This is a genomic window from Cryobacterium zongtaii, assembly GCF_002909375.1.
GTDB lineage: Bacteria > Actinomycetota > Actinomycetes > Actinomycetales > Microbacteriaceae > Cryobacterium > Cryobacterium zongtaii.
The window spans coordinates 10,202-35,808 of sequence record NZ_PPXD01000021.1 but is presented as its reverse complement, the minus strand read 5'-3'; the positions used below and the strand labels follow the sequence as shown (position 1 = coordinate 35,808).

The 25,607-nt window shown below is 67.9% G+C and carries 21 protein-coding genes; 9 read left to right on the top strand and 12 right to left on the bottom strand.

What is annotated here, in order from left to right; translation table 11 throughout:
- Nucleotides 1–248: 248 nt before the first annotated feature.
- The 4 genes from C3B61_RS13550 to C3B61_RS13535 are packed head-to-tail and all read right to left on the bottom strand — an operon-like array spanning nt 249 to nt 5,427.
- Nucleotides 249–2,489, bottom strand: a complete 2,241-nt coding sequence (locus C3B61_RS13550) for a glycosyltransferase family protein (protein ID WP_103461179.1) — start codon at nt 2,487–2,489, stop codon at nt 249–251.
- A gap of 47 nt (nt 2,490–2,536) precedes the next feature.
- Complete coding sequence (locus tag C3B61_RS13545; protein ID WP_133160299.1) at nt 2,537–3,832, bottom strand: hypothetical protein; 1,296 nt, start codon at nt 3,830–3,832, stop codon at nt 2,537–2,539.
- A complete protein-coding gene (locus tag C3B61_RS13540; protein WP_103461177.1) occupies nt 3,825–4,574 on the bottom strand; it encodes an ABC transporter ATP-binding protein in 750 nt (249 codons plus the stop codon). Before C3B61_RS13540 ends, C3B61_RS13545 begins: the two co-directional genes overlap by 8 nt.
- On the bottom strand, nt 4,558–5,427 hold the full coding sequence (locus C3B61_RS13535) for an ABC transporter permease (protein WP_174776357.1): 870 nt from the start codon (nt 5,425–5,427) through the stop codon (nt 4,558–4,560). Before C3B61_RS13535 ends, C3B61_RS13540 begins: the two co-directional genes overlap by 17 nt.
- A 275-nt stretch (nt 5,428–5,702) precedes the next feature.
- On the opposite strand from C3B61_RS13535, the gene C3B61_RS13530 reads away from it, so the two are divergent.
- Entirely contained in the window at nt 5,703–7,484 is a 1,782-nt protein-coding gene (locus tag C3B61_RS13530) for a hypothetical protein (RefSeq protein ID WP_133159725.1), read from the top strand.
- A gap of 56 nt (nt 7,485–7,540) precedes the next feature.
- Here C3B61_RS13530 and C3B61_RS13525 read toward each other — a convergent pair whose 3' ends face one another.
- Nucleotides 7,541–8,842 carry an O-antigen ligase family protein gene (locus C3B61_RS13525; RefSeq protein WP_103461175.1) on the bottom strand — a complete coding sequence of 434 codons (1,302 nt, stop codon included), beginning with the start codon at nt 8,840–8,842 and terminating at the stop codon, nt 7,541–7,543.
- Nucleotides 8,839–10,152, bottom strand: a complete 1,314-nt coding sequence (locus C3B61_RS13520) for an O-antigen ligase family protein (RefSeq protein ID WP_165787881.1) — start codon at nt 10,150–10,152, stop codon at nt 8,839–8,841. The genes C3B61_RS13525 and C3B61_RS13520 overlap by 4 nt, the downstream gene beginning before the upstream one ends.
- Before the next feature lie 103 nt (nt 10,153–10,255).
- Between C3B61_RS13520 and C3B61_RS13515 the strand changes: the two genes are divergently transcribed.
- Together C3B61_RS13515 and C3B61_RS13510 are read left to right on the top strand one after the other, a co-directional pair.
- Nucleotides 10,256–10,567, top strand: coding sequence for a rhodanese-like domain-containing protein (locus C3B61_RS13515; RefSeq protein WP_088457870.1), 312 nt, complete (start codon nt 10,256–10,258; stop codon nt 10,565–10,567).
- Nucleotides 10,564–10,863 (top strand): metal-sensitive transcriptional regulator, encoded by a 300-nt coding sequence (locus C3B61_RS13510; RefSeq protein ID WP_103461173.1) that lies wholly within the window; start codon nt 10,564–10,566, stop codon nt 10,861–10,863. Before C3B61_RS13515 ends, C3B61_RS13510 begins: the two co-directional genes overlap by 4 nt.
- Before the next feature lie 54 nt (nt 10,864–10,917).
- Here the strand turns inward: C3B61_RS13510 and C3B61_RS13505 are convergent, their stop codons facing one another.
- The 5 genes from C3B61_RS13505 to C3B61_RS13485 all read right to left on the bottom strand — a co-directional run bounded on the left by C3B61_RS13505 (nt 10,918) and on the right by C3B61_RS13485 (nt 16,855).
- A complete protein-coding gene (locus tag C3B61_RS13505) occupies nt 10,918–12,690 on the bottom strand; it encodes an HNH endonuclease signature motif containing protein (protein WP_103461172.1) in 1,773 nt (590 codons plus the stop codon).
- Between the two features lie 189 nt (nt 12,691–12,879).
- Nucleotides 12,880–13,323 (bottom strand): SRPBCC family protein, encoded by a 444-nt coding sequence (locus C3B61_RS13500; RefSeq protein ID WP_241990476.1) that lies wholly within the window; start codon nt 13,321–13,323, stop codon nt 12,880–12,882.
- Nucleotides 13,324–13,331: 8 nt separating this feature from the next.
- Nucleotides 13,332–14,813 (bottom strand): phytoene desaturase family protein, encoded by a 1,482-nt coding sequence (locus C3B61_RS13495; protein WP_103461170.1) that lies wholly within the window; start codon nt 14,811–14,813, stop codon nt 13,332–13,334.
- Entirely contained in the window at nt 14,814–15,599 is a 786-nt protein-coding gene (locus C3B61_RS13490; RefSeq protein ID WP_103461169.1) for a polyprenol monophosphomannose synthase, read from the bottom strand. It abuts the gene before it with no gap.
- 77 nt (nt 15,600–15,676) lie between these two features.
- Nucleotides 15,677–16,855, bottom strand: a complete 1,179-nt coding sequence (locus C3B61_RS13485; protein WP_103461168.1) for an acyl-CoA dehydrogenase family protein — start codon at nt 16,853–16,855, stop codon at nt 15,677–15,679.
- A gap of 127 nt (nt 16,856–16,982) precedes the next feature.
- Here C3B61_RS13485 and manA point away from each other — a divergent pair, with 127 nt between their 5' ends.
- The gene (gene manA, locus C3B61_RS13480; RefSeq protein ID WP_103461167.1) at nt 16,983–18,266 is read left to right on the top strand and encodes a mannose-6-phosphate isomerase, class I; all 1,284 of its coding nucleotides are present in this window, start codon (nt 16,983–16,985) and stop codon (nt 18,264–18,266) included.
- Here manA and C3B61_RS13475 read toward each other — a convergent pair.
- On the bottom strand, nt 18,194–19,255 hold the full coding sequence (locus tag C3B61_RS13475; protein WP_103461166.1) for a GlxA family transcriptional regulator: 1,062 nt from the start codon (nt 19,253–19,255) through the stop codon (nt 18,194–18,196). The two genes, manA and C3B61_RS13475, sit on opposite strands and share 73 nt — an antisense overlap.
- An 89-nt stretch (nt 19,256–19,344) precedes the next feature.
- Between C3B61_RS13475 and C3B61_RS19730 the strand changes: the two genes are divergently transcribed.
- The 5 genes from C3B61_RS19730 (at nt 19,345) to C3B61_RS13455 (ending at nt 25,605) form a co-directional block, all read left to right on the top strand.
- A complete protein-coding gene (locus C3B61_RS19730; RefSeq protein ID WP_165787882.1) occupies nt 19,345–19,488 on the top strand; it encodes a hypothetical protein in 144 nt (47 codons plus the stop codon).
- A gap of 51 nt (nt 19,489–19,539) precedes the next feature.
- Nucleotides 19,540–20,505 (top strand): UDP-glucose 4-epimerase GalE, encoded by a 966-nt coding sequence (gene galE / locus C3B61_RS13470; protein WP_103461165.1) that lies wholly within the window; start codon nt 19,540–19,542, stop codon nt 20,503–20,505.
- Nucleotides 20,506–20,652: 147 nt separating this feature from the next.
- Complete coding sequence (locus C3B61_RS13465) at nt 20,653–20,988, top strand: WhiB family transcriptional regulator (RefSeq protein ID WP_088455297.1); 336 nt, start codon at nt 20,653–20,655, stop codon at nt 20,986–20,988.
- Nucleotides 20,989–21,083: 95 nt separating this feature from the next.
- Nucleotides 21,084–24,161 (top strand): glycosyltransferase family 2 protein, encoded by a 3,078-nt coding sequence (locus C3B61_RS13460; RefSeq protein WP_103461164.1) that lies wholly within the window; start codon nt 21,084–21,086, stop codon nt 24,159–24,161.
- Nucleotides 24,151–25,605: a DUF5719 family protein gene (locus C3B61_RS13455; protein ID WP_103461163.1), complete on the top strand. Its 1,455-nt coding sequence runs from the start codon at nt 24,151–24,153 to the stop codon at nt 25,603–25,605. Before C3B61_RS13460 ends, C3B61_RS13455 begins: the two co-directional genes overlap by 11 nt.
- Nucleotides 25,606–25,607 lie beyond the last annotated feature (2 nt).

Here is a 25,607-nt window from a genome sequence, read left to right as displayed (position 1 = left end):
AGTTCTCTGATCTGCAGTCGCTTCGACGCCTCTGGATTCGCGATGCCAGCCTTGCGGTGTAGGCGGGACGGGCCGCACACAGATCCTGGATGAGCGTGGCACGTCGTTAGAGACGGACTGGACAAGCAGGTGGTGAAACGTGGCGCGCGTCTCCGCCACTTCGAAGACACCCCGTAACAGGAGGCTTCACGATCAGTGCCAGCCGCAGCGGAGGTGCAGCGCGAAACTGTTGGCGGGCATTGTTACAGCTAGGCGGCGGTGCGGTTGGAGCGGCGGCGCAGGTGGCCGATCACGACGAGGATCGTCCAGATGAGGATGCCACCCATAGCGGTCAGCCAGGCCGTCAGCTCGATGGCCCAGCCTGGCGGCTGGAACGTCACGGTGACGATTTCACCCTCCGAGGACTGCGGGATATCCAGCCCAAGGAGAAAGCCGTCTACAGGCGCCGCAGTGAGCGTGGCGCGCTCCGCCGAGTATCCCGGCCAGGCCAGTCTGCTCAGGGCCACGGTCCCCCCCTCAGAGGCGACTGAGAGTACCTTCATCGTGACGGAGGTGTCGGTTTGGGAGAGCGTCTCGACGCTGGTGCCCTCGCTCGTCCACACGACGCCGCCGGCCGGACCTACAGGTTCGTCCCGGCTCCAGACTACGGTCAGCCCGGTATCCTCCACCAGACTCCAGCCCTCAGGGGGCGTGTCCCACGTCACCGTCTCATTCTCGGTCTCTGTGCCCGTGCCGGAGTCAGTCGCAGATTGCTCGTTCTCAAACGAGACTTTGAGGATCTGGATGTTGTCGATGGACAGCTGGTCAACAAGCTGCATACCCGTGGCATCTCGGGTCTCGAACAAAGTAGTCAAAAGCCCGGGGCAGGTGCCGCCCAGATACTGCAGGCACATCGTCGCGTTGTACTGGGAGAAGCCGATGAGCTGATACCGGTTTTGCACGGCGGCGGGGCTGAGGTACCACGTGTTCGCCATCAGGGTCTCCCGCCAAGCCGCAGGGTCGCTCTGGTAGTCCACGGGATCGCCCACAACAATGACGTCGCCGTCGATTCCGGCGAGGACTCCTTGAGGAATGCTGGTGTCGGCGGGGACATTGTTCATCGACAGAGGGCTGGAATGGGTGTCATAGTGCTGCGCAGCTGTGAGTACCAGGCTGCCGGCGACGACAACAGCGGCAACGGACGTCCAAGCTGCTGACGGTACGGCGTCGGCCCGGCGGATCAGCCACCAAATTGCGGCGAGGCCGCCAATCGCGATCGCGCCGGCCGCGAAGAGAGCGAGATAGTGCGGCGGCAATTGGGCCCATGAAAGGTATACCGCGGCGACGATGAAGAGTGAGGCCGCGACCAGGCGCTTGCGTCCGGGGTGCCTGATGGCGGCACGACTTAGGGCGACCACCGTGAGCACGATCAAAGTGAGGGCGAGATACGGCATGAACCGCACCGGGTACCGCAGGGGTCCAAGGATGGTTGGCAACAGTACGTACGCTAGCGCCAAGCCCATGACAATGGTCAGGTCGCGCACATGGGACCGGTTGGCCATGGCCTTGCGCCAGTCGACGAATAGCAGGACGGGAAGGAACCAGGCGACGTAGACGACCGGCGCGGTCGCCGTCGGACCGGTCCACCACCAAGATGCGACCTGGGGGTAGCCGGTAGCGATGGTGGAGCTGAGAAGACCGCCGAGATCGACACTCATCATGCCGTCGTTGCCCATGATGCTGACTGCGCGGTTGGTGACGGAGGCCGTCAGGACGCCGGGCAGGAAAACCGTGATGGCCACGAGAACGAGTGCGACCCCGACCCCGACAACACGGAGCGCCTCGGGCCATCGGCGCCGAATGAGGGAGTCGATACCTACGGCCAGCAATACGAACCCGATGGCGAAGGTGCCCTGCAGGTAACCGACGGTGACGATCAGATAGCCGACCAGGAAAGCCGGCAGGGGGTTGGCGGAGTGTTGTGTGAGCCTACGCAGCGCGACCCAGAAGTACGGAACTAGCGCCCAGACCAGGAGTCCGGTTACCCATGAGGGGGCATCGAAATACATGGTGAAGCCGTTCAACGTGACGGCGAACCCGGCGACGTAGGCCAGCGGGGGGGCGGTCTTGTACGAACGGGCGAGGAGATACACGCCGGTTCCGGCGAGCATGAGCATCAGAACCTTGAGCACAGTCATGAAGACGACGGCATTTGAGCAGAGGTACGCGGCGACGCCGATGAGCATGATAAGCGGGTTCCAGGTGCCCCATTGGCCTTCCGCCAAGTAGTTTCCACTAGACCACACCGAAGGATTCAGGACCGGGATCTTTCCCGCCAGTAAACTCTGCCCAATGTGGTACCACACGCCGAACGCGCCGTTTTCCGAATCATCCTGGAAATAGAAGCGTCGGTTCCAGATCAGTGGGATCACTGCGAGGAACCCCACTGTCACGGCTGTGAGTGCGAACCACTTGAGGTCGGCAAGCCTATGCGGGCCGGTGCGGTTCATGGTGATGGTGTCCTTTGTCAGTGAGGTTGGTGTCGTGGTGACTGACATCAGTCAGTGACCAGCGCGTCGGGGGCGACGGGTGCTACTTCGCCGTTCCGTGCGACGGCGAGATACACGCCGTGCAGGAGAACACCGGCGGCCGGTCCGACGAGCAGCGCGAGCATGGTGCGCTCGAGGAAATCGACGGGCAGCAGCAGGCAGACCACGGTGGTGAGGGCGGCGACGACCCAGCCGGCGGTGAAGGCGCTGTGCGCGTTGCGGGAGAGCACCGCGGGAGCGCTCACGCACAGCGCACCGACGAGCGCGGAGGAGGCCACGAAGGTTGCGATGACCCAGCCCTCTGGCACGCCCTGGCCGGGGAAGAGGAAGGCGAACACGGCGGGACCGGCCAGGAAGCCGAGGACGGCCAGGACGGCGCCCAGACCCAGGACCAGGGCCTCGAGCTGCAGCAGCGATCGCCAGAACCGGTCCAGTCGACCGCGGAAAAAGACGATGAGGAAGCTCTGCAGGGCCATCCCCACGACGATCAGCGGAGCCCGGGTCAGGGTGGCCGCGAGAATGACGAGGCCGAGTTCGGCGGCGGGCACCGCCGGTGAGGTGAGACTGAGCACGAGCGGGAACCCGCTGACCATCAGGCCCATCGACGCGGCGGCGACGATGGTGCGCACGACGTTCCAGGTGAGAGCAGGCAGCGCGACGTCCAGCTGGGTCTTGCCGACGACGCGGGACCTGGCGAAGGGCCAGATGGCCAGCACGGTGACGGGGAACGGGATGGCGACAGCCCACGCGAGCGGAACTGAACCGGGCAGGAAGGCCAGCGCGATCCCGATCAGCACCAGCCGCAGCACGCCTTCAACGACGATCAGGCCGAAGAGGGCCTTCCAGTGGCCGATGCCGTAGAGCGACCCGGCCAGCACCGCGAGGGGCACATAGGAGGCGGCGCCGACCGCCAACGGCACGACCAGCGACCAGCCGTCGGTGGGGAAGACCTGAGCCTGCCAGAGCGGGGCGGTGCCCAGCACGAGCGCCAGGACGACCACGAACGCGGCCACAGCGAAGACGCCTGCTCGGTTGCGGTAGCTGGTGTTGCCGGTGTCGCGCGGATGCGTCGCCCTGGTGACCTCCTGCTGGATGCCCGAGAGCGCCGCGGCGACGAGGAAGATGAACGACCAGAACACGGCGAACACGGCGTACGGGCCGACGCCGATCACGGCGGGCACCAGCCAGGTGATGACGTACCCCGCGATGCCCACGATTCCGGTGGCCGCGACGATGAGGATGAAGCCAGAGGACTTCTGGTCTGCTTCCTCGTCGGCGCTCTGGGCCGTCACAGCGTTACGCACCGTTCCCTTGCATCGAGGCGACAGCGTCGTTGACCGCGCCGTCGAAGCAGACCTTGCCGTCGCGCAGCACGATCCCCCGCTTGCAGACCTGGGTGACCATATCGACATCGTGGCTCACCACGAGCATGGTTTTACCCTGATCGGTGAGCTCCTGGATCTTCTTCTTGCACTTCTCGCGGAAAGGGGCGTCACCGACGGCCAGAACCTCGTCGACCAGCAGGATGTCCAGTTCGGTGTGGATCGCCACGGAGAACGCCAGCCTGACGAACATGCCCGACGAATAGTGCTTGACCTCGGTGTCGATGAACTCGCCGATCTCGGAGAATTCGACGATGTCGTTGAACCGGCGGTCGATCTCGTCCTTGTTCATGCCGAGAATCGCGGCGTTCAGGTACACGTTCTCCCGGCCGGAGAGATCGGGGTGGAACCCGGCACCGACCTCGATCAGGCCGGCGACCCGCCCGCGGGTGAGGATCCGGCCGGAGTCGGGTCGCATCACCCCGGAGATGAGCTTGAGCAGGGTGGACTTTCCGGAGCCGTTGTAGCCCAGCAGGGCCACGGATTCGCCCTCCTGAACGGTGAAACCGATGTCGGAAAGCGCGGAGAAACTTGTCGTCGTCTTCTTCTTCTGAAGCTTGGCGATGAACGATTCCTTGAACGAGTGGGTGTGCCGAAGGATGAAAGTCTTGTCGACGCTGTCGATGATGATGCGCGGCAGGGCCGGATCAGAGGTTCTGGGCAAAGTGCCCCTCCAGACGCTTGAAGACGAGTTGCCCGATAGCAAGGATGATGAGCGAAATCAGCAGGCCGATCAGGCTGAACGCGGCCAGGTGTGGCGGCTGGGGCAGGGAGCCCGTCGTGGTGCTGAACCAGAAGCCGGCGTGGAACAACTCAACGGCGGAGGTGAGCGGGTTGGAGAGGTAGAGGTTGAAGACCCAGGGTGAGACCTTGTCGGCGACCATCGTCCACGCGTACAGCACCGGAGAGGTCCAGGTCGCGAAGAGGAGGATCAGTTCGACGAGGTTCTGCGCGTCGCGGAACGCCACGTTGATGGCTCCGAAGAACAGTCCGAGACCGATGGCCAGGGTGACGACGATGAGCATGCCGAGGATGATGCTCGCGATGCCGACCAGGGTGGGTACCCAGCCCGCGAACAGGCAGACGATGACAAGGATCAAGACCTGCGGGAGGAAATGCACGAAGGCGACGATCACGGCAGAGATCGGGAACAGTTCCCGGGGCAGATAGATCTTCTGCACCAGGGCGGTGTTGTCGACGATCGACCTGGTCGCGTTGCCGAAGGCCTCGCCGAACAGGTTGATCGCGATCATGCCGGAGAAGAGATAGATCGGGAAGTTGTCGATCCCCTTGTTCAGGCCGAGGAAGAACCCGAAGACCAGGTAGAACACCAGGAACTGGGCGGCGGGCTTGACGTACGACCACACCCAACCGAGAACCGAGCCGTGATAGCGGGTGAGGGTGCCCTTCCGGATCAGCAGCCGCAGAAGGTATCGGTACGACAGGGCGTCGATGATTCCGCGGCTGTGGCCGGGGACCGTGAACTCGCTCAGGTCAGCAGGAAATTTTTGACTCACTCGAACTGGTTCCGATCACTTGACTGCGTCAGGGACTGTGTGCTCTCTCCCGCGCGGGGCGGCCGGAGAGCTCGCAAGATTGTAGCTGCACTTGTTCAGCGGATGGTGCGGGCGGCGGGCCTGGCGAGCCGTAGCGCATCCGCGGATTCGTGAAGTGCCAGCTTAGACTTCTCAGTCCCCGCTCCTGAAATCCCGTTATAGGGGGAAGCGCGGATCTCGATCGCCCGCTAAGTTCACCGACACAGCATCACACGTGGCACCGGGAGGGCGAACCAGTGGACTCTGAGCGGTCGGCGGGGACATCCGTACGCGGGTGGCTGGCGCGCGGCGCGAGTGTTCTGGTGGCGGTGGCCGTGTTCGCGGCCACGCAGGCCGGCATGTACCTGGCGAATCCCGGCTGGTCGATCAACCGGTTTCGCGCCTTCTTCGAGCACGATCAACTGGGCTACCTGGCAATTGTCACGAACTTTTCTGAGGGGCAGTTCCAGGACGTCGAGCCGGACACCGAGACCGGGTCGAACACGTACCCGCGGGCGTACTACGAGTTCGCGGGACTGGTGGCGCGGGCGTTCGGGCTGACGCCGATCACCGCGTGGAACGTCACCGGCCTGGTGGCGCAGCTGGTGCTGGTCGCCGTGCTCGCCACGGTGCTCATTACGGCCGGAAACCGGTGGTGGATGGGCCTATTGGCCCCGATTCCGTTCCTGCTGGGAACCTTCGCAGTGTTCCAGGGCGACGGCTGGTACACCGAATTGGCGTCCCATGCCGTGCTCTGGGGTCCGTTCGCGGTGCTGCATCCGCTCAACGGTGAAGCCGTCTCCCTGTCGATTGCGGGCATGGTGCTGCTCAGTCTCGGCTGGCTCTGGTGGTGGCCGCACGGAAAGCGCGTGCGCCTGTTCGGCACCATAGGGCTCAGCCTGGTGATCGGTCTGCTCGCAAACGTGCAGACCTACTCCTTCATCGCCGCGGTGTATTTCCTGGCCGGGGTCCTCGCCGTGCTGACCATCGTCAGCGGGCGCTGGCTGATTCTCGCTGTTGTCAGCATCGGCCTGATCCCGGTGCTCTTCGTCTGGGGTCCGCGGGTCGCCGCCGAGTTCGGCCAGCTGCCCGCCCTCGTGTTCGGACTGCTGCCGATGGCGCCCGGATTGGGGGTACTGATTGTGCGGACGAGGGGGGTCGTCGTGCTGTTTTTCGGTGCCGCGGCGCTCGGGGCCTCGCCGCAGATCGCTGCGACGGTCGGCGGGCTGGCCGCTGGTGACCCGTTCCTGTTGTACAGGGTTGCGTCGAATTCCCAGCTCGGGGTGCCGGCAGCCGCGGGCCTGCTGGGCGGCACCGTTCTGATCGTGCCGCTGGTCGGGATCGCTATCGCCGGCCTGATCCGGCGGCGACCCGAATGGGCCGCCTACGCGCTGGGCGGCGCGACGGCCTGGCTGCTGCTGGCGTCGAACGACCTGTGGGGCGCCAACGCGGAACCGTACCGGCTGTGGATCGATATGTTCTTCCTCATTGCCGCCACCATCCTTCCGGTGCTGGTGCTGGTGGCGAGGGACCTTCGGGCCCTGTCGGCGGGTCGGTGGGTGGGACTGGCCGGGTTCGCGGTGGTGGCCGTGCTGGCGTTCCTGTCGATGGGGGACTTCGTCCGCTTCGCCGGCTCGTTCCAGGCCAGGGCTCTCATGGACACGGACTCCGACCGGTACCGGGTTGCGGCCGGCCTCGCGAGGGAATCGGCTTCGGAGAGTCCGGGAACGCTGCTTATCGTGGGCCCGTGCCTGGATCCGCGGGTCGTGAAGGTCACCGCGGGGGTCCCCATCGCGTACTTCCACTACGGGATGGCGTGGCCGGAGGATTTCGGCGCGGTCAACGCCATCGTCGCCGCGGGAGGAGCCCTCGACCCGGTGGCGGCCCGGCAGGCGAGCGCGACCCTGGTGCTGACCGATGGGCGCTGCTCGAATGATTGGGCCGCACGGTACGCCGACATCCTGGTGCCGCAGTCGAGCGGGTCCTATGTCGCATCAGACGGTACGACCGCCACGCTGACCATCTCCACCATCCGCTGACCGGTGGGGGAGTCGGGCAGATCAGATCAGATCAGATCAGATCAGATCAGATCAGATCAGATCAGTTCGTTGCGCGGGCTGGGCGATAGCAGTCGGCGCCAGCTCTGGCCCTGCGCGGCCTTGACGGAGCAGATCAACAGCAGGAGCCAGCCGAACTCGACCAGCACGGTGCTCTCGGCCGCCGAGGTGACCAGAAGCACCACCAGGACCAGCGGCGACCAGACGTACACCACGGGCTTCTTGTTCGAGGCGAGCAGCCACGACCTGATGAAGGCCAGTGCCACCAACACCACGAACGAGAGGAACCCGACCAGGCCGACCTGGAAGTACACGTCGAGGAATGCGTTGAGGGCGGAGGAGTGCCGGCTACCGGTGACGAAGTCGAGCCAGCCGTACGGACTGACGTCCTGTGGCCAGATCCCGGTCCAGCCCCAACCCTCGAGTGGATGGACCTCCACCAGTCGCCACATCTCGCGCCACAGCGACGACCGGGTCTCGAATTCACTGCCGGCGTTGAGCAGGTCGATGATGCCGGTGCGGCCGACGAAGGCGAATAGGGCAGCGAGCACCGTGGCGCCGAGCAGGCTCAGCTGCAGCAGCCAGCGGTCCTCGGCTCGGGTGCGGCGCAGCCAGTACAGGGCCAGCGCGGCGATGCCGACGGCGCTCGCCACGACGACGAACACCGGGGAATGGGTCAGCAGCAGGCCGAGCAGGGCCAGCGCTATCGAGGCGGCGGCGCGGCCCGGTCGTACGGAGCGGGACCGCAACTCGATAATGAAGCTGATCGCGGCGATCAGGGATACCAGGCCGAGGGCGTTACGCGACCCGAAAACGCCCTGGATGGGGCCGAGCATGGTGATGTTGCCCTGCACGCCGAGGAATGCGATCGGTAGGTCCAGGAGCAGTCCGGAAAGCACTTCGAGGGCCAGGGACAGCCCGAGGAGCAGCCTGAGCACATCGCCGGTGGCTCGAACGATCTGAATGGTGTCGCGCACCAGGGCGACGTAGATCGCCAGGAACGCGAAGGCCAGCTGGTAGGCGACGCCGCTGACGGTCTGCAGCGCATACCCGCTCCACAGCACCGACAGTGCGCACCAGACCAGGAAGACCAGGATCGACAGGGGCAGCAGGCCGTGCCATTCGATGCTCTGCCGCCGGGCGATCATGGAGGCTGTCGCGAGCACGACCAGACACACCAGCGCGGCGAGCAGGCCCGGCCAGCCCATCAGGCTGCGCAGAAGGTGTGTTGAAAAGGCGAACCCGAGGATCAGGTGAGTGAGGGTGGCGCTGAACCGCGGCGATGCGAGCACCGCGGTGATGGCGTCGGGAACGTAGGGGGGCCGTGCGGGGCCGGTCATCGCCGGCCCAGGCCGAGCAGCTCCGCGTCTGCGCCGGCGCGCTTGGACCGCACGGCCAGGATCACGAGAAGCACCCAGCCGGATTCGACGAGGATCCGGCTTTCGGCCAGGCTCTGCGCGAGCAGCGCCACCGTGAGCAGGAGGGGCAGGATCGAGGAGACGGCGTAGGTTTCAGTGTCGGCGATGCCCAGGCGGGGCCTGTCGACGGCCAGGAACCAGGACCGCCACAGGGTCGAGAGGGTGAGCGCGGCGAAGATGATCAGGCCGAGGATGCCCAGTTGGAGCCAGACATCCAGCCAGGCGTTGTGGGCCTGCAGGTATTGCACGCCCTTGCGCACCGCGAGGCCGTCGAAGGGTTCGACCCACGGTACCCAGTAGCTCACCCAGCCCCAGCCCACGAGGGGGCGTTCGCCGGCGAGATCGATGACCCGGCCCCAGATGTCGAAACGTCCGGTCAGGTCTTCGCTCTTGCCGAGCATCGAAAGCAGTGCGGGCGAGAACGCGACGAGCCCGACCACCACGGCGGCCAGGACCGCGGCGGCGCTCAGGTAGAGCGGGCGCCGGCCCATCGGCGGCAGCCGACGGGCCCACAGCGTGAAGAGCAGGGCGATGGTGACGGCGAGGAGGGCGACGGACACTGTGGCCGACCGGGTCAGCCACAGCATGATCAGGGCCACGGTCACCCAGGCGATGCCGCGGCCGCGGGCCACGGTGCCGGCGAAGAGCTGCACGGCGAAGACGATCAGTGCCAGCAGGGCGATGAAGCCGAGCAGGTTGCGGCTGGCGACGATGCCCTCGATCGGGCCGCCTTCCAGCAGCAGTCCGCGCGACCAGTAGAACGCGGCCGGGATCTTGCCGGTGTATTCAACCCAGAACGGGAGCACCGCGTGGCCGATGAACACGGCGACGACGACCTCGAAGAGTATCGAGAGGCCGAGGATCCACCGCAGGGCGACCGCGAGTGTGCGCAGGAGCTCGGCCCAGGTGAGGCACAGCGCCAGGAACAGGGCGGTGATCGTGGTGATCCACTGCAGGGTGATACCGATCGCGCTCGCCCCTGGGTACGCCGACCAGGCGAGGGACACCGTGGCGACGAGCATGAACGCGGCCAGGGACTTCGGGAAGCCGCGCCAGGTCCACTCGGGCTTCAGGGAGACGAGGAGACCGATGCTGCCGACCAGAATGAACACGGCGATGGCGCCGAAGCCCCACCAGCCGAGCAGGTTTCGCCAGAACTGGCCGGCCAACACGCTGAAGAACACCAGGGTCGCGAACAGGCGAACTGTGAGGCGGCTCTGAACGGCGGGCATGTGTCTAGGGTACTGGGGCGACCTCCTCTCAACCTGCCCCCATCTTCTGATACCCTCAGGGGTATACCGTCGTGCCCCGCTCTCCGTTCCGAAGGGACCCCACATGACCGACATCTCGGTTACCGAACTCGCAGCCCTTTCCGATCCCGTCGTGGTCGATGTGCGCGAACCTTACGAATTCGAGGCCGGTCACGCGGCCGGTGCCATCCCCATTCCCCTGGGTGAACTGAGCGAACGGCTGGACGAGGTACCGCGGGACAGCCCCGTCTACGTCATCTGCGCAGCCGGAGGCCGAAGCCTGCAGGGCGCGGCATTCCTCGAACGCAACGGAGTCGAGGCCGTCAACGTGACCGGCGGCATGAACGCCTGGCAGCAGGCCGGCCTGCCCACGGCGCTGGACGGGATCCGGTCATGACCGAGTCGACTCCAGTGGCGACGGTCATAACCGACGACCAGCGTGCCGTGAACCAGAAGAAGGTGCTCAACCGGCTGCGTCGCGCGCAGGGGCAGCTGAGTGCGGTCATCACTGCCGTCGAGGCCGGTGGCAGCTGCAAGGATGTCGTCACACAGCTGGCCGCGGTGTCGAGCGCTCTCGACCGGGCCGGGTTCACGATCGTCTCCTCGGCGATGCGGGATTGCATCGCGGACCCCGACAACGCCGAATCACTCACCGTGGACGAGCTGGAGAAGCTCTTCCTCGCCCTGGCCTGACCTGACCTGACCTGACCTGACCTGACCCGGCACCCACGAGTTGAGGTGCCGTGGCTACTCGTTTTGTCGTCGGGTTTTGGGGTTGTGGGCGCGGTGTTGGGGTGGTTTTCGCCAGGTTCCGGTGGGGTCGATCCAGTGTGGGGCTTTGACTTCGGGCATGCCCAGGACCATGCGGATGTGCCATCCGGAGGTGTCGATGTTGTGGTGGTGATACCAACACAGCAAAACCCCGTTGCTCACGTTGGTGGGGCCGCCGTTTTGCCACGGTGTCACGTGGTGGACTTCGGTCCATTGGGGTGGGCAGGTGCAGCCGGGGATGATGCAGCCGCCGTCTCGGGCGGTGATCGCTTTGCGTTGCAGCGGGGTGAAGCAGCGGACTTTGTCGCCGAGGGCGAGGACGGCGCCGGTGCCGCCGAAGAAGATCGGCCGGAAGCCGCCGTTGTCGACCATCTGATTGATCGTTTTCATCGAGACGGGGCCCTCGACGCCGTCGATCCAACCGACGCCGACCCCGTTGACGAGGTCGGTTGCGTTCACGTGCACCATCACCGTCGGCGGGATTCCGCCCATGGTCGGGGTGCGGGGGTCTTGGGCGACCTGGACGAGGATGCCGCGGAGGATATCGGCGCGTTTCTGACCGCCGTCGCGTTCGTCGAGGATCTCGCCGGGCACGAGTTCGCCGGCCTCGATGCGCTTTTGTTCGTCCGCGGACGGGAACGCGGGTGCGCTGCGCGCGGACTGGAACGTGTTGAACAGGTTCTGCATGATGCCCTTGAGCTCCGGCGTCACCCCACCGCGCAGCGGGTGCAGGCCTTGGCTGAGCTTGCCGAACGAGAACGTGGACTTGGCCTCGAGGATCTCCGCGGTGGGCGCGGCACCGTCCGGGTTCAACACCGCCTGCCACGTCGCCGCCATCTCCCGAATCCGGTCCGCCGGGAAGGTGAACCCCGCCGACGCACCCAAACGCCGGACCGGCCCCGTGCAGGCAGGCCCGGCACCATCGGTATCGGTATCGGTGTTGGTGTCGCCGGGGCCGGGGGTGCGGGCGAACACGGACCCGGTCGCGGACTCCACCAGCTCGGCCTCACCACCGTCCACCAGCGACTGGTCGGCGTCGAAGCGGCCGTGCACCTTGTAGTCGGCCAAACCCTTCACGATGTTCTCCGCCGCATCAAGACCGATCTCCCCGGCCGCTAAGGCTGCGGCCACGAACGGGAACTCGGGCTCCAGCACCAGGCCGCCCAACATCCGCGGTGCGACCTTCTCACCCAGGCTCACCCGCCGTTTCATCTCCGGACCCGACATGCCCGTCAACCGAATCAGCAAATCCGTGGGGTGCGAGGTGCCCAACCGCCACGCCAACGACTCGGAACCCAACCCCGTACGAGCCCGGTAACCCACCACGGTCGCGGTGGCCACCCGGGCGGCGTCCACCGGCCGACCGGTGCGCTCGACCATCTGCGTCAACGCGACCACCTCCGGGTCACTCAACGCGTTCACGTCGATGGAGTCCATCACCGCCATCACCGTCCGCGCCGCATCATCCAGAGCCTGGAGCTTCTGACCGAACGCACCGGTATGCGCGCGCTGCACCCCCAGCAACTCGGCCGGATCCCGCCACTCGGGCCGCGGCTTAGACGGACCCCGAGTACGGCCGGCAGTTCCACCTGCGGCGGCGGCCTTCGTTTCGGTGCCGCTCAAACTGTGGGCATCCGGTGCGGGGAGGGGATCTGGGCCGGCCAGGCCCGTATTCCAGTCGTGCAGGTTCGACCCGGTGGGAGAAGTTCCCGTCGGTGCGGTGGAGCCACTATCCAGCTCGTCGTCCATACCCCCATTCTCTCACGAATCGTAACTTTATGCGAGGAAATGTCAGTAAAGTTTAGATGGAAATCGAATACATTTCTGCAGTGAAAAAGGTTGACTCACGGGGTCTCGGCGGGCTCGACCGACGAGACGGGCGCGTTCCGAGAACTCCTGACGGGCTCGGCTTCGGCGACGCGCCCGACGGCGGCGGGGCTAGTTGAACCCGGCGCCGCCCTCGGCGAGGAAGGCGAGCCGGCGCAACGTCTCTTCGTTTCGGATCTTGATGGCCGGTTCACGCAGGAAGGAGGGGGCGAACCGGGCGGGGCCGGCGGTGGCGTCCTCTGTGATGCGTACGACGCATCCGTCGCCGCGAGCCTTCACATCCAACGCCACGTGGGCCTCACCGAGCGGCCAGCCACGAGCCTTGAACAGCGCGTGCCGGGGTGGATCCCACTCCAGAACCGACGTGGTGTCGTCGATCAGGGCTGGCCAGACGCCTACAGAGTGGTAGATGACGCTTCCTGCGATCGGCCACGCCGGGTCGACGTCCCGCATCCGGGAGGCCCCGACGACCCAGCTCGGGTATAACCAGCCGTCCGCCAGAACGGCGAAGACGCTTTCGGGCGGGCAGTTCATGGTGCGATGGTTAACGGCCACGGTGTCACCTATTCCTGATTGGTCGGGGAGAGATCGGGGGCGGTACGCACCCCAAGGTCGTGACGAAGCGCGCTGAGGGCGGCGTGCCAGCCGGCCAGGCCGTGCACGCCCGGGCCCGGCGGTGTGGACGACGAGCAGAGGTAGACGCCGTCCAGGGGAGTGCGCCAGGGGTCCGGCGAGAGAACCGGCCGCCGCACGAGTTGGGTCATGCTCACCTCGCCGGCGGAGATGTCGCCGCCGATGTAATTGGGATTGTGCGCTTCCACGCTGGACGCGCTGCGAGCGGCGCTGGCCAGGATGGTGTCGCGGAAGCCTGGAGCAAAGCGCTCGATTTGGCGCACGATCGCCTCGGTCTGGTCGATGGCGGAGCCGTGCGGAACATGGGTGTACGCCCAGAGGGTGTGCTGACCGGCCGGGGCGCGACTGGGGTCGAGGCCACTGGGCTGGGACACGAGGACGTAGGGTTCCTCGGCGTGCCGGCCGCGCGCGACGGTGTTCTCGGCTCGCCGGATCTGCGCCCGGGTGCCGCCCACGTGCACGGTGCCCGCCGCCCGCAGTCCGGCCGCCTGCCACGGCACCGGGTCGGACAGCGCGAAGTCGACCTTGGCGACGCCGTTGCCGTATCTGAAGGCGCGCAGCCGCCGCGCGTATGCGGCGGGCAGCTCGCCCTCGGCGAGGCGCAGCAGCGCCCGGGGCGTCAGGTCGAGCATCACCACGCGGGCCGGCGGCAGGTCGCTCAGCCGCCGCACCTCGGTTGACGTGACGATCTCGCCGCCGTGGGCGAGCAGGTCGTCGACCATCGCGGTCACGATCGCGCCACTGCCGCCGACGGGGATCGGCCAGCCGCCCGCGTGCGCATAGGTGGCGAGGGTGAGGCCCGCGCCGGCGGTGGCGATGCTTGGCAGCGCCCTGATCGTGTGCGCGCTGACGCCGGTGAGCAGGGCTGGCGCCGTCTCGCCCGCGAAGCGCAGGTCCCAGAGGGGGCTGCCCTGCTCGAGAGCCCGCAGACCGAAGCGCAGCGCGGTTGCCGGATGCCTCGGCAGCCGCAGGAGCTGCGCACCGGTGAACTCCGCCACCCGCTCGGAGTGTGCCACCAGGGGAGCGAACAACCGGATCCAGGCCGCGCCGTCCCGGCCCAGCTCGGCAGCGGTGCGTTCCAGGCTGCGATAGGCCAGCCCGGCGGTGCCGCCCGGCAGCGGATGCCCGTAGGAGACCTCGGGGACGACCAGTTCGATCCGGTCCGCGAGCCCGAACCGCTTGAAGAACTCGGAGGCCAGCGCGAGCGGGTGCACGGCGGAACAGACGTCGTGGTGGAAACCCGGCAGGGTCAGCTCCGCGGTCGCGGCGCCGCCGCCGACGGTCGCGGACCTCTCGTAGACCCGCACCGAGAGGCCGGCCCTGGCCAGCGTGACCGCGGCAGCGAGCCCGTTGGGGCCGGAGCCGACCACAATCGCGTCCACCTCAGGCGCTCCCCGCCGCACGGTGACCATCTAACGGACCGTGGCCTGCGCCCGGCCGGAGCGGATCTTCGTGAAGCGACGCTGGAATCCCCACTGGGTGACCCGCAGCATGGCCTCGATCACGATGGCCTGGCTCATCTTCGACTCGCCGGCCTCCCGCTCGCGGAACTCGATCGGGAGCTCCACGACCGAGCGGCCCTGATCGAGCACCCGCAGGGTCATATCGACCTGGAAACAGTAGCCCTTCGACGACACGTCCGCGAGATCCATCGCCGCGATCGTCGCCGACGAGTAGACCCTGAAGCCGGCGGTGACGTCCTTGAGCGAGAGACCGAGCACCAGGCGAGCGTAGGTGTTCCCGCCTCGGCTGAGCAACTGCCGGTGCCGCGGCCAGTTGACCACGCTGCCACCGGGCACCCACCGGGAGCCGACGGCGAGGTCGGGGGCGCCGGGTTCGTCGGAGGCGACCCGGCCGATCATGTCGGGCAGGCGCTCCGGCGGATGTGACCCATCGGCATCCATCTCGATCAAGAACTCGTAGCCTCGCGCCAGTCCCCACATGAAGCCCAGCACGTAGGCGGAGCCCAGGCCGAGCTTGCCGGTGCGGTGTTCGACCTTGATGCGGTCGTCAGCCTCGGCCATCCGGTCCGCCAGGGCGCCGGTGCCGTCCGGGCTGCCGTCGTCGACGATCAGCACGTGTGCAGCGGGCGTGGCCGTCAGCAGGCGAGACACGATCTTTTCCAGGTTCTCGAACTCGTTGTAGGTCGGGATGATCACCAGACTTCCGGCGCCGCGGGCCGCTTCTGAGGTTCGCATGCGGGAGAGCTTAGTTCGCCAGTATGACTTTCTCGTCCGAAGTCCCGGTCAGGGCCAGCCGGACCCGCCCGGACCGGTCAGACGAACGCGGCCAGACCGGTGATGCTGCGGCCGACGATGAGGGTGTTCATCTCCTGGGTGCCTTCATAGGAGTAGATCGCCTCGGCGTCGGCGAAGAACCTGGCGATGTCGTAGTCCAGCACGATGCCGTTGCCGCCGAACAGTTCACGGCACCACGACACGGTCTCCCGCATCCGCGACGTCGTGTACGACTTCGCCAGGGCAGAGTGCTCGTCGCGCTGGGTGCCGTCGTCGAGCATCTGGGAGACCCGCACCACCATGCCCAGGCTGGCCGTGATGTTGCCCAGGCTCTTCACGAGCAGGTCCTGCACAAGCTGGTGGCCGCCGATCGGCTTGCCGAACTGCACCCGTTCCACGGCGTACGCCGCCGCGGCCTCGTAGGCGCCGATCGCCAGTCCCACGGCCGCCCAAGACACCTCGGCGCGGGTGAAGCGCAGCACCTTGGCGGTGTCGCGGAACGAGTTCGCGTTCTGCAGCCTGTTGTGCTCTGGCACCAGAACGTTCTCCAGCGTGATGTCGGCGTTCTGCACCGAACGCAGGCTGATCTTGCCCTCGATCTTGGTGGCCGTGTACCCGGCGGTGTCCGTGGGCACGATAAAACCCTTGACGGCGCCGTCCGCGGTGTCCTTGGCCCACACGATGGTGATGTCGGAGAAGGTCGCATTGCCGATCCAACGCTTCTGCCCGTTGAGCACCCAGGTGTCACCGTCCAGGGTCGCGGTCGTCCGCAGCCCCTGCGCGGAGTCGGAGCCGCTCAACGGCTCGGTTAGGGCGAAAGCGCCGACGACGTCACCCGTGGCCAGGCGTGGCAGCCAGAGGGCCCGCTGCGCCGCCGACCCGCAGGCGGCGATCGATCCGGCGACGAGACCGTTCTGCACGCCGACGAAGGTGGCGACGGATGCGTCCACCCGGGCCAGCTCGAGCGCCACGAAGCCGCGGAACACCGCGGAGTTCGGGAACGGCCGGGTTTCCTCCCAGCCGAACGAGTACGCGCCGAGGGCGCCGAGCGGCCTGATGATCTCGGACGGGAACTCGGCCCGCTCCCAGCATCCGTTCACGACGGGCCGCACGTCCGCCTCGAGATACGAGCGGATGCGCGCGAGCGCGGCCTTCTCGTTCTCCTCGAGGAGGTTCTCGTACCCGAAGAAATCACTGCTGAGCGGTTCGAAAGTCATCTGGCTCCCTTGCACTAGATGCCGGCCGCGCGAGCGCGTTGACCGGGACGTTCAGCCTAGAACTCTGCGCCGGGCGAAGGAAAGCGGTTGGTAGTTTGGTCTAAACCTCGAGGTTCAGGAGCCAAGCATGTTTGTGGGCATCAGCAACACACCGCGCGATTACGCCTGGGGCTCGCCGACAGCGATCGCCGACCTGCTGGGCCGGCCCGCATCCGGCGGCCCCGAAGCCGAGCTCTGGCTCGGCGCCCACCCCGGTTGCCCATCGGTGATCGCCGACCCCACCCTCACCGGGGGAGCGGCCAACCTCGCCGAGTGGATCGACCAGGACCCGGCAGCCGCGCTCGGTTCCGCGCACGCCGGGCAGGCGCGCCTGCCCTTCCTGATGAAGATCCTCGCCGCCCACGGCCCGCTCTCGCTGCAGGCGCACCCGTCGCCGGCCCGCGCCGCGGCCGGCTTCGCACTCGAGAACGCGGCCGGTATCCCGATCGACGCGGCCGACCGCAACTACCGGGACCCCTTCCACAAGCCGGAGATCATCTTCGCGCTCAGCGACACCTTCCAGGCCCTGTGCGGCTTCCGCGACCCGCGCCAGATCCGCTCGATCCTCGCCGAATTGCGCGCGTTGGACGCCACCATGGACGATCCCCAGCCCGCGGCCCTGCTCGGTCTGGAAAACCGTCTGATCGGCGACGACGCAATCCACGACGTCGTGGACTGGCTGCTGCGCGACGGTCGCGGCGGCGACACCGGCGAGGTGTCCTGGCTGGTCGAGCGAGTCGTGGCCCTCGCCGAGCAGGCCGCGTTCCTGATCGACGGCGGCGCGAGGGTGAGTTTCGCCGCCGAGTTCGACACCGTGCGCTCGCTCTCGGCCGCGTACCCGGGCGACCCCGGCATCGTCATCTCCTTGCTCACCAACCTGGTGTCGCTGAAACGCGGCGAGGTGCTCTTCCTGCCCGCCGGCAACATCCACGCCTACCTGTCCGGCCTCGGCGTCGAGGTGATGGCCGCGTCGGACAACGTGCTGCGGGGCGGCCTCAGCCCCAAGCACATCGACGTCGACGAGCTCCTCGACGTTCTCGACTTCGCGCCCCTGCCGGTGCCCTACCTGGCACCGGAGCCGCAGGCCGACGGCGTCGCCGTGTACAGGCCCGACGTGCCCGACTTCGAGTTGGCGCACATCTCTGTGCCGGCGGATGCGTCCGCCACAGCATCCGGCCCGGCCGGCGTGCCGATGCGGCAGCTGGCGCTCACCGGACCCGGCATCGCGATCTGCACGGCCGGCCGGTTCCTGGTCGCCGGTGCGGGCTCGTCGATCTCGCTGGCCAGGGGAGAGTCGGTCTACATCACGCCGGACGAGGGAGCGCTCACCTTCGCGGGTTCCGGCGAAGTCTTCCTGGCCACCACGCCGTAGTCCGGCCCGCCCGGAACCGTGCCGGCGTAGTCTGGCGCGGTCCGGCGCCGGCCGAAGGTGCGGCGGTACGCCGTCGGTGTGGTCTGAAGACTGCGCACGAAGTGGTGCCGCATCACACTCGCGGCCCCGAATCCGGTCTGCGCCGCGATGAGGTCGAGGGTCTCGTCGGTCTCCTCGAGCAGTTGCTGGGCCAGGATCAGGCGCTGCCGGTTCAGCCAGGCCGTCGGTGTGGTGCCCAGCTCGGCCCGGAACCGGCGCGCGAAGGTGCGCGGCGACATCAGCGCGCGCCTGGCGAGCTGGTCGACGGTGAGGTCTTGGTCGAGGCTCTGCAACATCCAGTCGGTGATCGTGGCGAAGGAATCGCTGCGCTGTTCGGGGATCGGCGCCTGGATGAACTGGGACTGACCGCCGTCACGCTGCGGCGGCACCACCATGCGCCGGGCGATCACGTTCGCAGCTGCGGCGCCGAGTTCCCGGCGCACGACGTGCAGTGCCGCATCGATGCCGGCGGCGGTCCCCGCGCCGGTGACCACGTGATTGTCGTCCACGAAGAGCACATCAGGGTCGACGGTGGTGTTCGGGTAGGCCAGGGCGAGGGCCTCGGCGTACATCCAATGAGTGGTGCTGCGGCGCCCGTCCAGGATGCCGGCGGCGCCGAGGATGAACGCGCCGCTGCACACGCTGAGCACCCAGGCGCCCCGCTGCTCGGCCTCACGCACGACGCGGAGAACGTCGGGGTGGATCTCGCTGCCGGCCTCGTAGGCGGGGATCGCGATGAGGTCGGCGTCCGCCGCCGCGGTGAGGTCGTCGCGCACCACGATGTCGAAGCCGATCTTGGTGCGCAGGGCGCCCGGCACCGCCGTGACGACGTGGAAATCGAAGGCCGGGCCGCCGTGTTCCGACCTGTCGATACCGAATACCTCGCAGATCACCCCGAACTCGAAGGGGGCCATGCCGGGGATGGCGACGCAGACAATCTTCTTCAGCATGGGGTCCTCGGAGACGATGGCAGGAATGTGCGGGTAAACGGCAACTCTGCCACTCGTGGCAGAAAGTCGCAAGACCTACCGTTAGTGCCATGATCCTGTTTCTGAGTGTACTGCTGGCCCTGTCCATCTGGGCCGTGGCGGCGAGCATCGTCACCATGCGCTCCGACGGCTACGGCGAGGCCGAACTGGCACGCCGTAACCGGCATCCCGAACCGTTCCCGCGCGGGCGATAGTGTGGTCTGAAGCGGCAGCACACGGTTGCCCGGAGAGCGCAGGGGCACCACATGGCTTGGCTTGTAACCGGAGGGGCCGGCTATATCGGCTCCCACGTCGTCCGCGCGTTCCTCGCCGAGGGCATCGAGGTCGTCGTCCTGGACGACCTGTCCAGCGGGCACGCTGACTTTGTGCCGGCCGGAGTTCCTTTCATCAAGGGAACCCTGCTCGACACCGAGCTGCTGGCGAAGACCTTCGCCGAGCACCCGATCAGCGGCGTCGTGCACGTCGCCGGATTCAAGTACGCCGGTGTCTCGGTGTCCCGCCCGCTGCACACCTACGAGCAGAACGTGACGGCGACCGCCCTGCTGCTCGCGGCCATGCAGGAGGCCGGCGTCGGCCGCATCGTCTTCTCCTCGAGCGCCGCCGTCTACGGCACCCCGTTCACCGACCTCGTCACCGAAGAGACCGCGAAGAGCCCCGAGTCGCCGTACGGGGAGTCCAAGCTGATCGGTGAGTGGCTCCTGCGCGACCAGGCCGTCGCCGCGGGACTGGCGCACACCTCACTGCGGTATTTCAACGTGGTCGGCTCCGGCAGCGCTGACCTGCGCGACACGAGCCCGCACAACCTCTTCCCGATGGTCTTCGAGGCCCTGATCGACGGTCGCACCCCGCGCATCAACGGCAACGATTACCAGACCGCCGACGGCACCTGCGTGCGCGACTACATCCACGTCGCCGACCTCGCGATCTCGCACGTCGCCGCAGCCAGGCGGCTGGACGCCGGCCTGACGATCGCCCCGGTCTACAACCTCGGCAGTGGCGAGGGCGTTTCGGTGGGCGAGATCATGAGCACGGTCGCGGCCGTGACCGGGATCCCGTTCAGCCCGGAGATCGGCCCGCGTCGTTCCGGAGACCCCGACCGCATCGTCGCGTCGGGCGAGATGGCCGCGCGCGACCTGGACTGGAAGATGCGACACACCCTCGAAGACATGGTGCGCAGCGCCTGGGAATCCCGGCAGGCATCCACCGTCTGATCAACGACACGATTCGGGCATAGTGGGCGAGTCTGAACTCTCCAGCCATCATTGAGGGTTTACGATCCGCGACTTGACGGATGTGAACTACACCGGTGTAATTAGTTCTAGCGCGAAAACGTGCGTGAGCTGATGGGTGGAGGCGATATGACGTTGTCTGAATATCGTTCTGGGGTACCTGAAGACTGGTTCGTCGATCCCGTACGCCTCGGCGTACCCGGCGTTCGCAAGGATCCGACGATTGTGGAGGGCGCGGACGACAATCCGCTCGCCTGGCAGTCGGACTCCCTGTGCGCCCAGACCGACCCAGAGGCCTTCTTCCCGGAAAAAGGCGGCTCCACCAGGGACGCCAAGAAGATCTGTGCATCCTGCGAGGTGCGCCCCCAGTGCCTGCAGTACGCCCTCGCCAACGACGAACGCTTCGGAATCTGGGGCGGGCTGTCCGAACGTGAGCGACGCAAACTCCGTAAGCGGGCGGGCTGAGCCCGATCCGCGGAGCGAGGCCGAACGGCCGGATTCAGGGCGCGCCTGACCGGTTCAGCGATCTTCACCGATAACCGACCTAGGCTGTTCCCGATATGCAAGCCAGAGTCACCGCCATCATCGTCGCCCGTAACGGCGCCTCGCACCTCGAGCGAACTCTCGAGGCCCTCCGCCGCCAGACCCGGCAGCCCGACACGGTCATAGCGGTTGACTGCGGTTCCAGCGACACCACCTCGGAACTGTTGGCTGCGTTCGGGCCCACCCATCTCATCTCAGCGGATTCCGCCCTGTCGTTCGGTGCCGCCATCAGCGCCGCCACCCGGGTGATGAGTCCTCCAGCCGGCGACCACGAGCTGCTCTGGCTCCTCGCCCAGGACAGCGCTCCGGCGCCCGGCGCCCTGGAGAGCCTCATCGGTGCACTGGAGGTCGCGCCGTCAGTGGCGGTGGCTGGACCCAAGGTCATGGAATGGGTCGCCGACGACTACATCCACGACTTCGGCGAGTCGATGACCCCGTACGGCGCCACCGTGACGCTGGTCGAGAGTGAGCTCGACCAGGAGCAGCACGACGGCATGAGTGATGTTCTGGCCGTCAGCGCCGGCGGCATGCTCGTGCGCCACAGCGTCTGGGACAAGCTCGGCGGCTTCGACCCCGCGCTTCCCATCGTCGACGACTCCCTCGACTTCTGCGTGCGCGTACGCCTCGCGGGCCACCGCGTCTCCGTGGTCGCCGCCGCCAGGGTCAGCTCGGCCGGGGACGGCGTTGCCGGCCCCGACGGTTCCTCCCGCGGCCGGGCCAGTCGTCGCCGGGCGCGCGCCGAACGGTCCGCTCAGCTGCACCGACGGCTGGTCTACGCCCCGGCCTGGGCGCTGCCGGTGCACTGGATCTCCCTGATCCCGCTCGCCTTCCTCCGCGCCATCGGAAACCTTCTGCGCAAGGAACCGGGGTCGATCCTCGGTGAATTCGCCGCCGCCTTCGCCGCCGCCTTCCAGGGCGGCAGGGTGCTCACCGCTCGGCGGCGGCTCGCCGCCACCCGCACACTCGCCTGGTCATCGATTTCCTCCTTGCGCGTGTCGGCCGCCGAAGTGCGCCGTCGGCACGCCCTCACCAGGGAAGCTGCCCTCACCGGACTCCGCGGGGACCGCCCGGAAATCCGGTTCTTCGCCGGCGGCGGGGCCTGGACCCTGCTCGCCGCCGCCATGGTCGGCGTCGCCATCCTGGCGCCGCTGATCGGAGCTCAGTCGCTCACCGGCGGTGGCCTGCTCCCGCTTTCGTCTACTGTCGGCGACCTCTGGGCCAACGTCGGCTACGGCTGGCGGGACATCGGCCTGGGCTTCACGGGGGCGGCTGACCCGTTCGCGGTGGTGCTCGCCGTCCTCGGCACCATCACCTTCTGGTCACCGTCCTTCGCGATGGTCCTCGTGTATCTGTTGGCCCTCCCGCTGGCCGCCGTCGGCGCCTGGATGGCCGCGACCCGATTGACCCACCGGGGTTCGATCCGCGCCGTGGCCGCCGTGCTGTGGGCGCTGTCGCCCACCTTCCTCACCGCTCTCGCGGCCGGCCGGCCTGCCGCCATCATCGTGCACCTGCTGCTGCCCTGGCTGTTCTTCGCCGGTTTCGCCGCCGCGCGGTCCTGGTCGGCATCCGGATCGGCCGCTCTGCTGTTCGCCGCGATCGTCGCCTGCGCGCCGTCCCTCGCTCCGGCGCTGCTGGTGGGCTGGCTGATCTGCGTGCTCGTCAGCGGCCGCAGCGTGATGCGATTCGTGGGGATCCCGCTGCCGGCGCTCGCGCTGGCCATCCCCCTGCTGTGGGACCAGGCGCTGCGCGGCAACTGGTTGGCGTTGCTGGCCGATCCCGGTGTTCCGGTGCCCACGGCACCCGTGCCCACCTGGCAGTTCATCCTCGGCTTCCCGGCCGGCGATTTCGGTGGCTGGACCCAGCTGCTGCCGCTCTGGGGCGGCGACGCTGCCGTGGCCGGTTACCTGGTTCCCTTGCTGTTGATCCCCATGGCCGTCCTGGCCCTGATGGCGTTGCTCCTACCCGGCGCCCGCGGCGCAGCGCTCGCGCTGGTCACCGCCCTGCTCGGGCTGGGCACGGCCATTCTCGCCGGTTCTTTGTCGGTGGCGGAGCTCGGCTCCCAGGCGGTGGGCATCTGGCCCGGCGCCGGACTCAGCCTGTACTGGCTCGGTCTCGTCGGAGCGGTGGTCTTCGCCGCCCGCGGCCTGCACCGCATGGCCATCGCACCGCTCGTGGTCACGGCCCTGGCCCTGGCCGTGGTTTCCCTGCCTCTGGCCGGGGCGATCCCGCTCGGCACCTCGGCCGTCGAGGAGGGCATCGGTCGCACGCAGCCCGCTTTCGTCACCGCCGAGGCCGCCGTCGAGCCCAGGGTCGGTACCCTGCAGATCGTGCCGCAGCCCGATGGCGGCATCCTCGCCACCATCGTCCGGGGCTCCGGCGTGCGCCTGGACGCCCAGTCCACCCTGAACAGCACGGCCGGCACTCTCACCGAGGAACAGACCGAGCTGGCCACCCTGGCGGGCAACCTCGCCTCACAGAGCGGACTGGACGCCTCGGCCGACCTGGCGAAGTTCGGCATTCGTTTTGTCCTGCTGCTGCCGGCCGCCGCCGAGCCCGCCGAGTGGGGTGACGACGTCGGCATCACGCAGGCGGCCAGCGACACGACCACCCGCACCACAACCTCCCTCGACGGCAACGCCGCCCTGGCACCCGTCGGTGATACCGCTTTCGGTCGGCTGTGGCGTTCTGACGTGCCGACCGACGCCGCCGTCAACGGGCAGGTCCCCGCTGATGCCGGCGGAATCTTCGGGCTGGTGACCGGCCTGATCGCCCTGTTCGTGATCGGCGCGACGGTGCTCCTGTCGGTGCCGACCGGGGCCGGTAGAGAGGCCGTCCGGCAGGCGCACCGCGAAGCGATCCGACGCGCATCCCGCCTGAGCAAACCGGCCAAGCCCACCCGGGTGGCGCGTCCGTCGCGGCCCGCGCGGCCCCGGCGCATGAAACGTCCGACAGGCCGGCGCGCCAAGGGCGTCCTCCCCAGCATCGAGGACTCGGCCTCGTCGACACCGACGGAAGCTCCGGCCGAGCCGGCCGAGGCCACTGACCAACCGTCGGCGGACACCAGCAGCCCGAAGGATTCAGACCATGGCAACTAAGCGCAGAGTCGCCGTCCTCGGCGCCAGGTATGCCGCGGGCCTGATCGGCATCGGAGTCGTCGTCGTCGCCGTCGGTGGTGCCGCGATCGTTCCCTGGCCCTCCCTCGTGAGCGACCCGCCGTCGACCCTGGTGACGCCGGTCGCGAGCGACCAGTTGCGGGTCTGCCCCGGCCCCCTCCTCACCCTCGCCGAAGACTCCACCCAGGCGGATGCCGCGACCTCCGTCGGCCCGTACACGGCCGTGTACGCGGCGCGCGGCACAGGCTCCGGCGCCGAAGAGGTACCCGTAGAGCGCACCGACCTCACCGCGACCGACAACTCGCAGGCACCACGCGACGGCGCCCCGAGCGTGCTGACCGTGCCGGTAGAGGCCGGCGCCACCGACGCCCCACTCGTCGCCGGTTCCCAATCACAGACCGCGACGGGCGAGTCCGTCGGCGGGCTGGCCGCGGCCGCCTGCACCGAAGCGTCCAGCGACTCCTGGCTGGTGAGCGGGTCGACCGACGTTGGCCGCACCAGCCTGGTGCTGCTGAGCAATCCCACCACCGTCGTGGCGTCCGTCGACCTCGCCGTCTACGGCGAAGCCGGCCCGGTGGATGCCCCCGGCTCCACCGGCATCCTCGTGCAGCCCGGTAGCCAGCGGATCGTGTCCCTCGCCGGGCTCGCGCCCAACCTGCGGTCCCCGGTCGTGCACGTCACGGCCACCGGTGGGCAGGTCGCCGCGGCCCTGCAGCAGAGCCTGGTCAGGGGCATCCAGCCCGGCGGGGTCGATCTCAGCGGGCCGACGACCACACCGTCCACGACCCAGACCATCCCTGGCGTCGCCGTCACCGCCCTGGGCGCAGAAGCCTCTGCCGATGTCGGTGCCGTGTCCGACGACACCCCGTCGGTGCGCGTGCTGGTTCCCGGCGATACTGACGCGACCGTCAGCGTCGGTGTGCAAAGCGAGGACGGTGCGTCGACGGGGACCTCCCTCGAGGTCGAAATTCAGGCCGGCATCGCCACCGAGATCCCGTTGAGCGGAGTCGTCGCCGGCAACTACACGGTCAAGCTGAACGCCGACCAGCCGCTGGTCGCCGCGGCCGTCACCACGACGGCCGGAAGCGCCGCCGCCGACTTCGCCTGGTCCGCCGCGGCCGCGCCCCAGGACGGCGACTTCCTGGTCAGTGTCGCCGACGGTCCGTCGCCGGCCCTGCACCTGGCCAACACCTCAGGTGCGGACACCGACCTGACCATCACCTCCGAAACCGGGTCGGTCATCGACGTGAGCGTGGCCGCCGGCCAATCCGTCGTGGTGGCGCTGGCCGGATCCCAGAGCCACGTGGTTACCGGCGGAACGGGCATCGCGGCGTCGGTCCGGTATACCGGTGACGGCCAGTCCGCGTCGTTCACTCTCAGCCCGATCGGGCCGCTGGCCGCCGCCATCCCGGTTTACTCGCACTGACC

What these genes read in the sequence shown, in the direction of transcription:
- C3B61_RS13550 (WP_103461179.1), bottom strand. Translation starts at nt 2,489, where the DNA reads ATGAACCGCACCGGCCCGCATAGGCTTGCCGACCTCAAGTGGTTCGCA.
- C3B61_RS13525 (WP_103461175.1), bottom strand. Translation starts at nt 8,842, where the DNA reads ATGACCGGCCCCGCACGGCCCCCCTACGTTCCCGACGCCATCACCGCG.
- C3B61_RS13520 (WP_165787881.1), bottom strand. Translation starts at nt 10,152, where the DNA reads ATGCCCGCCGTTCAGAGCCGCCTCACAGTTCGCCTGTTCGCGACCCTG.
- C3B61_RS13515 (WP_088457870.1), top strand. Translation starts at nt 10,256, where the DNA reads ATGACCGACATCTCGGTTACCGAACTCGCAGCCCTTTCCGATCCCGTC.
- C3B61_RS13510 (WP_103461173.1), top strand. Translation starts at nt 10,564, where the DNA reads ATGACCGAGTCGACTCCAGTGGCGACGGTCATAACCGACGACCAGCGT.
- C3B61_RS13505 (WP_103461172.1), bottom strand. Translation starts at nt 12,690, where the DNA reads ATGGACGACGAGCTGGATAGTGGCTCCACCGCACCGACGGGAACTTCT.
- C3B61_RS13495 (WP_103461170.1), bottom strand. Translation starts at nt 14,813, where the DNA reads ATGGTCACCGTGCGGCGGGGAGCGCCTGAGGTGGACGCGATTGTGGTC.
- C3B61_RS13490 (WP_103461169.1), bottom strand. Translation starts at nt 15,599, where the DNA reads ATGCGAACCTCAGAAGCGGCCCGCGGCGCCGGAAGTCTGGTGATCATC.
- C3B61_RS13485 (WP_103461168.1), bottom strand. Translation starts at nt 16,855, where the DNA reads ATGACTTTCGAACCGCTCAGCAGTGATTTCTTCGGGTACGAGAACCTC.
- manA (WP_103461167.1), top strand. Translation starts at nt 16,983, where the DNA reads ATGTTTGTGGGCATCAGCAACACACCGCGCGATTACGCCTGGGGCTCG.
- C3B61_RS13475 (WP_103461166.1), bottom strand. Translation starts at nt 19,255, where the DNA reads ATGCTGAAGAAGATTGTCTGCGTCGCCATCCCCGGCATGGCCCCCTTC.
- C3B61_RS19730 (WP_165787882.1), top strand. Translation starts at nt 19,345, where the DNA reads ATGATCCTGTTTCTGAGTGTACTGCTGGCCCTGTCCATCTGGGCCGTG.
- galE (WP_103461165.1), top strand. Translation starts at nt 19,540, where the DNA reads ATGGCTTGGCTTGTAACCGGAGGGGCCGGCTATATCGGCTCCCACGTC.
- C3B61_RS13465 (WP_088455297.1), top strand. Translation starts at nt 20,653, where the DNA reads ATGACGTTGTCTGAATATCGTTCTGGGGTACCTGAAGACTGGTTCGTC.
- C3B61_RS13460 (WP_103461164.1), top strand. Translation starts at nt 21,084, where the DNA reads ATGCAAGCCAGAGTCACCGCCATCATCGTCGCCCGTAACGGCGCCTCG.
- C3B61_RS13455 (WP_103461163.1), top strand. Translation starts at nt 24,151, where the DNA reads ATGGCAACTAAGCGCAGAGTCGCCGTCCTCGGCGCCAGGTATGCCGCG.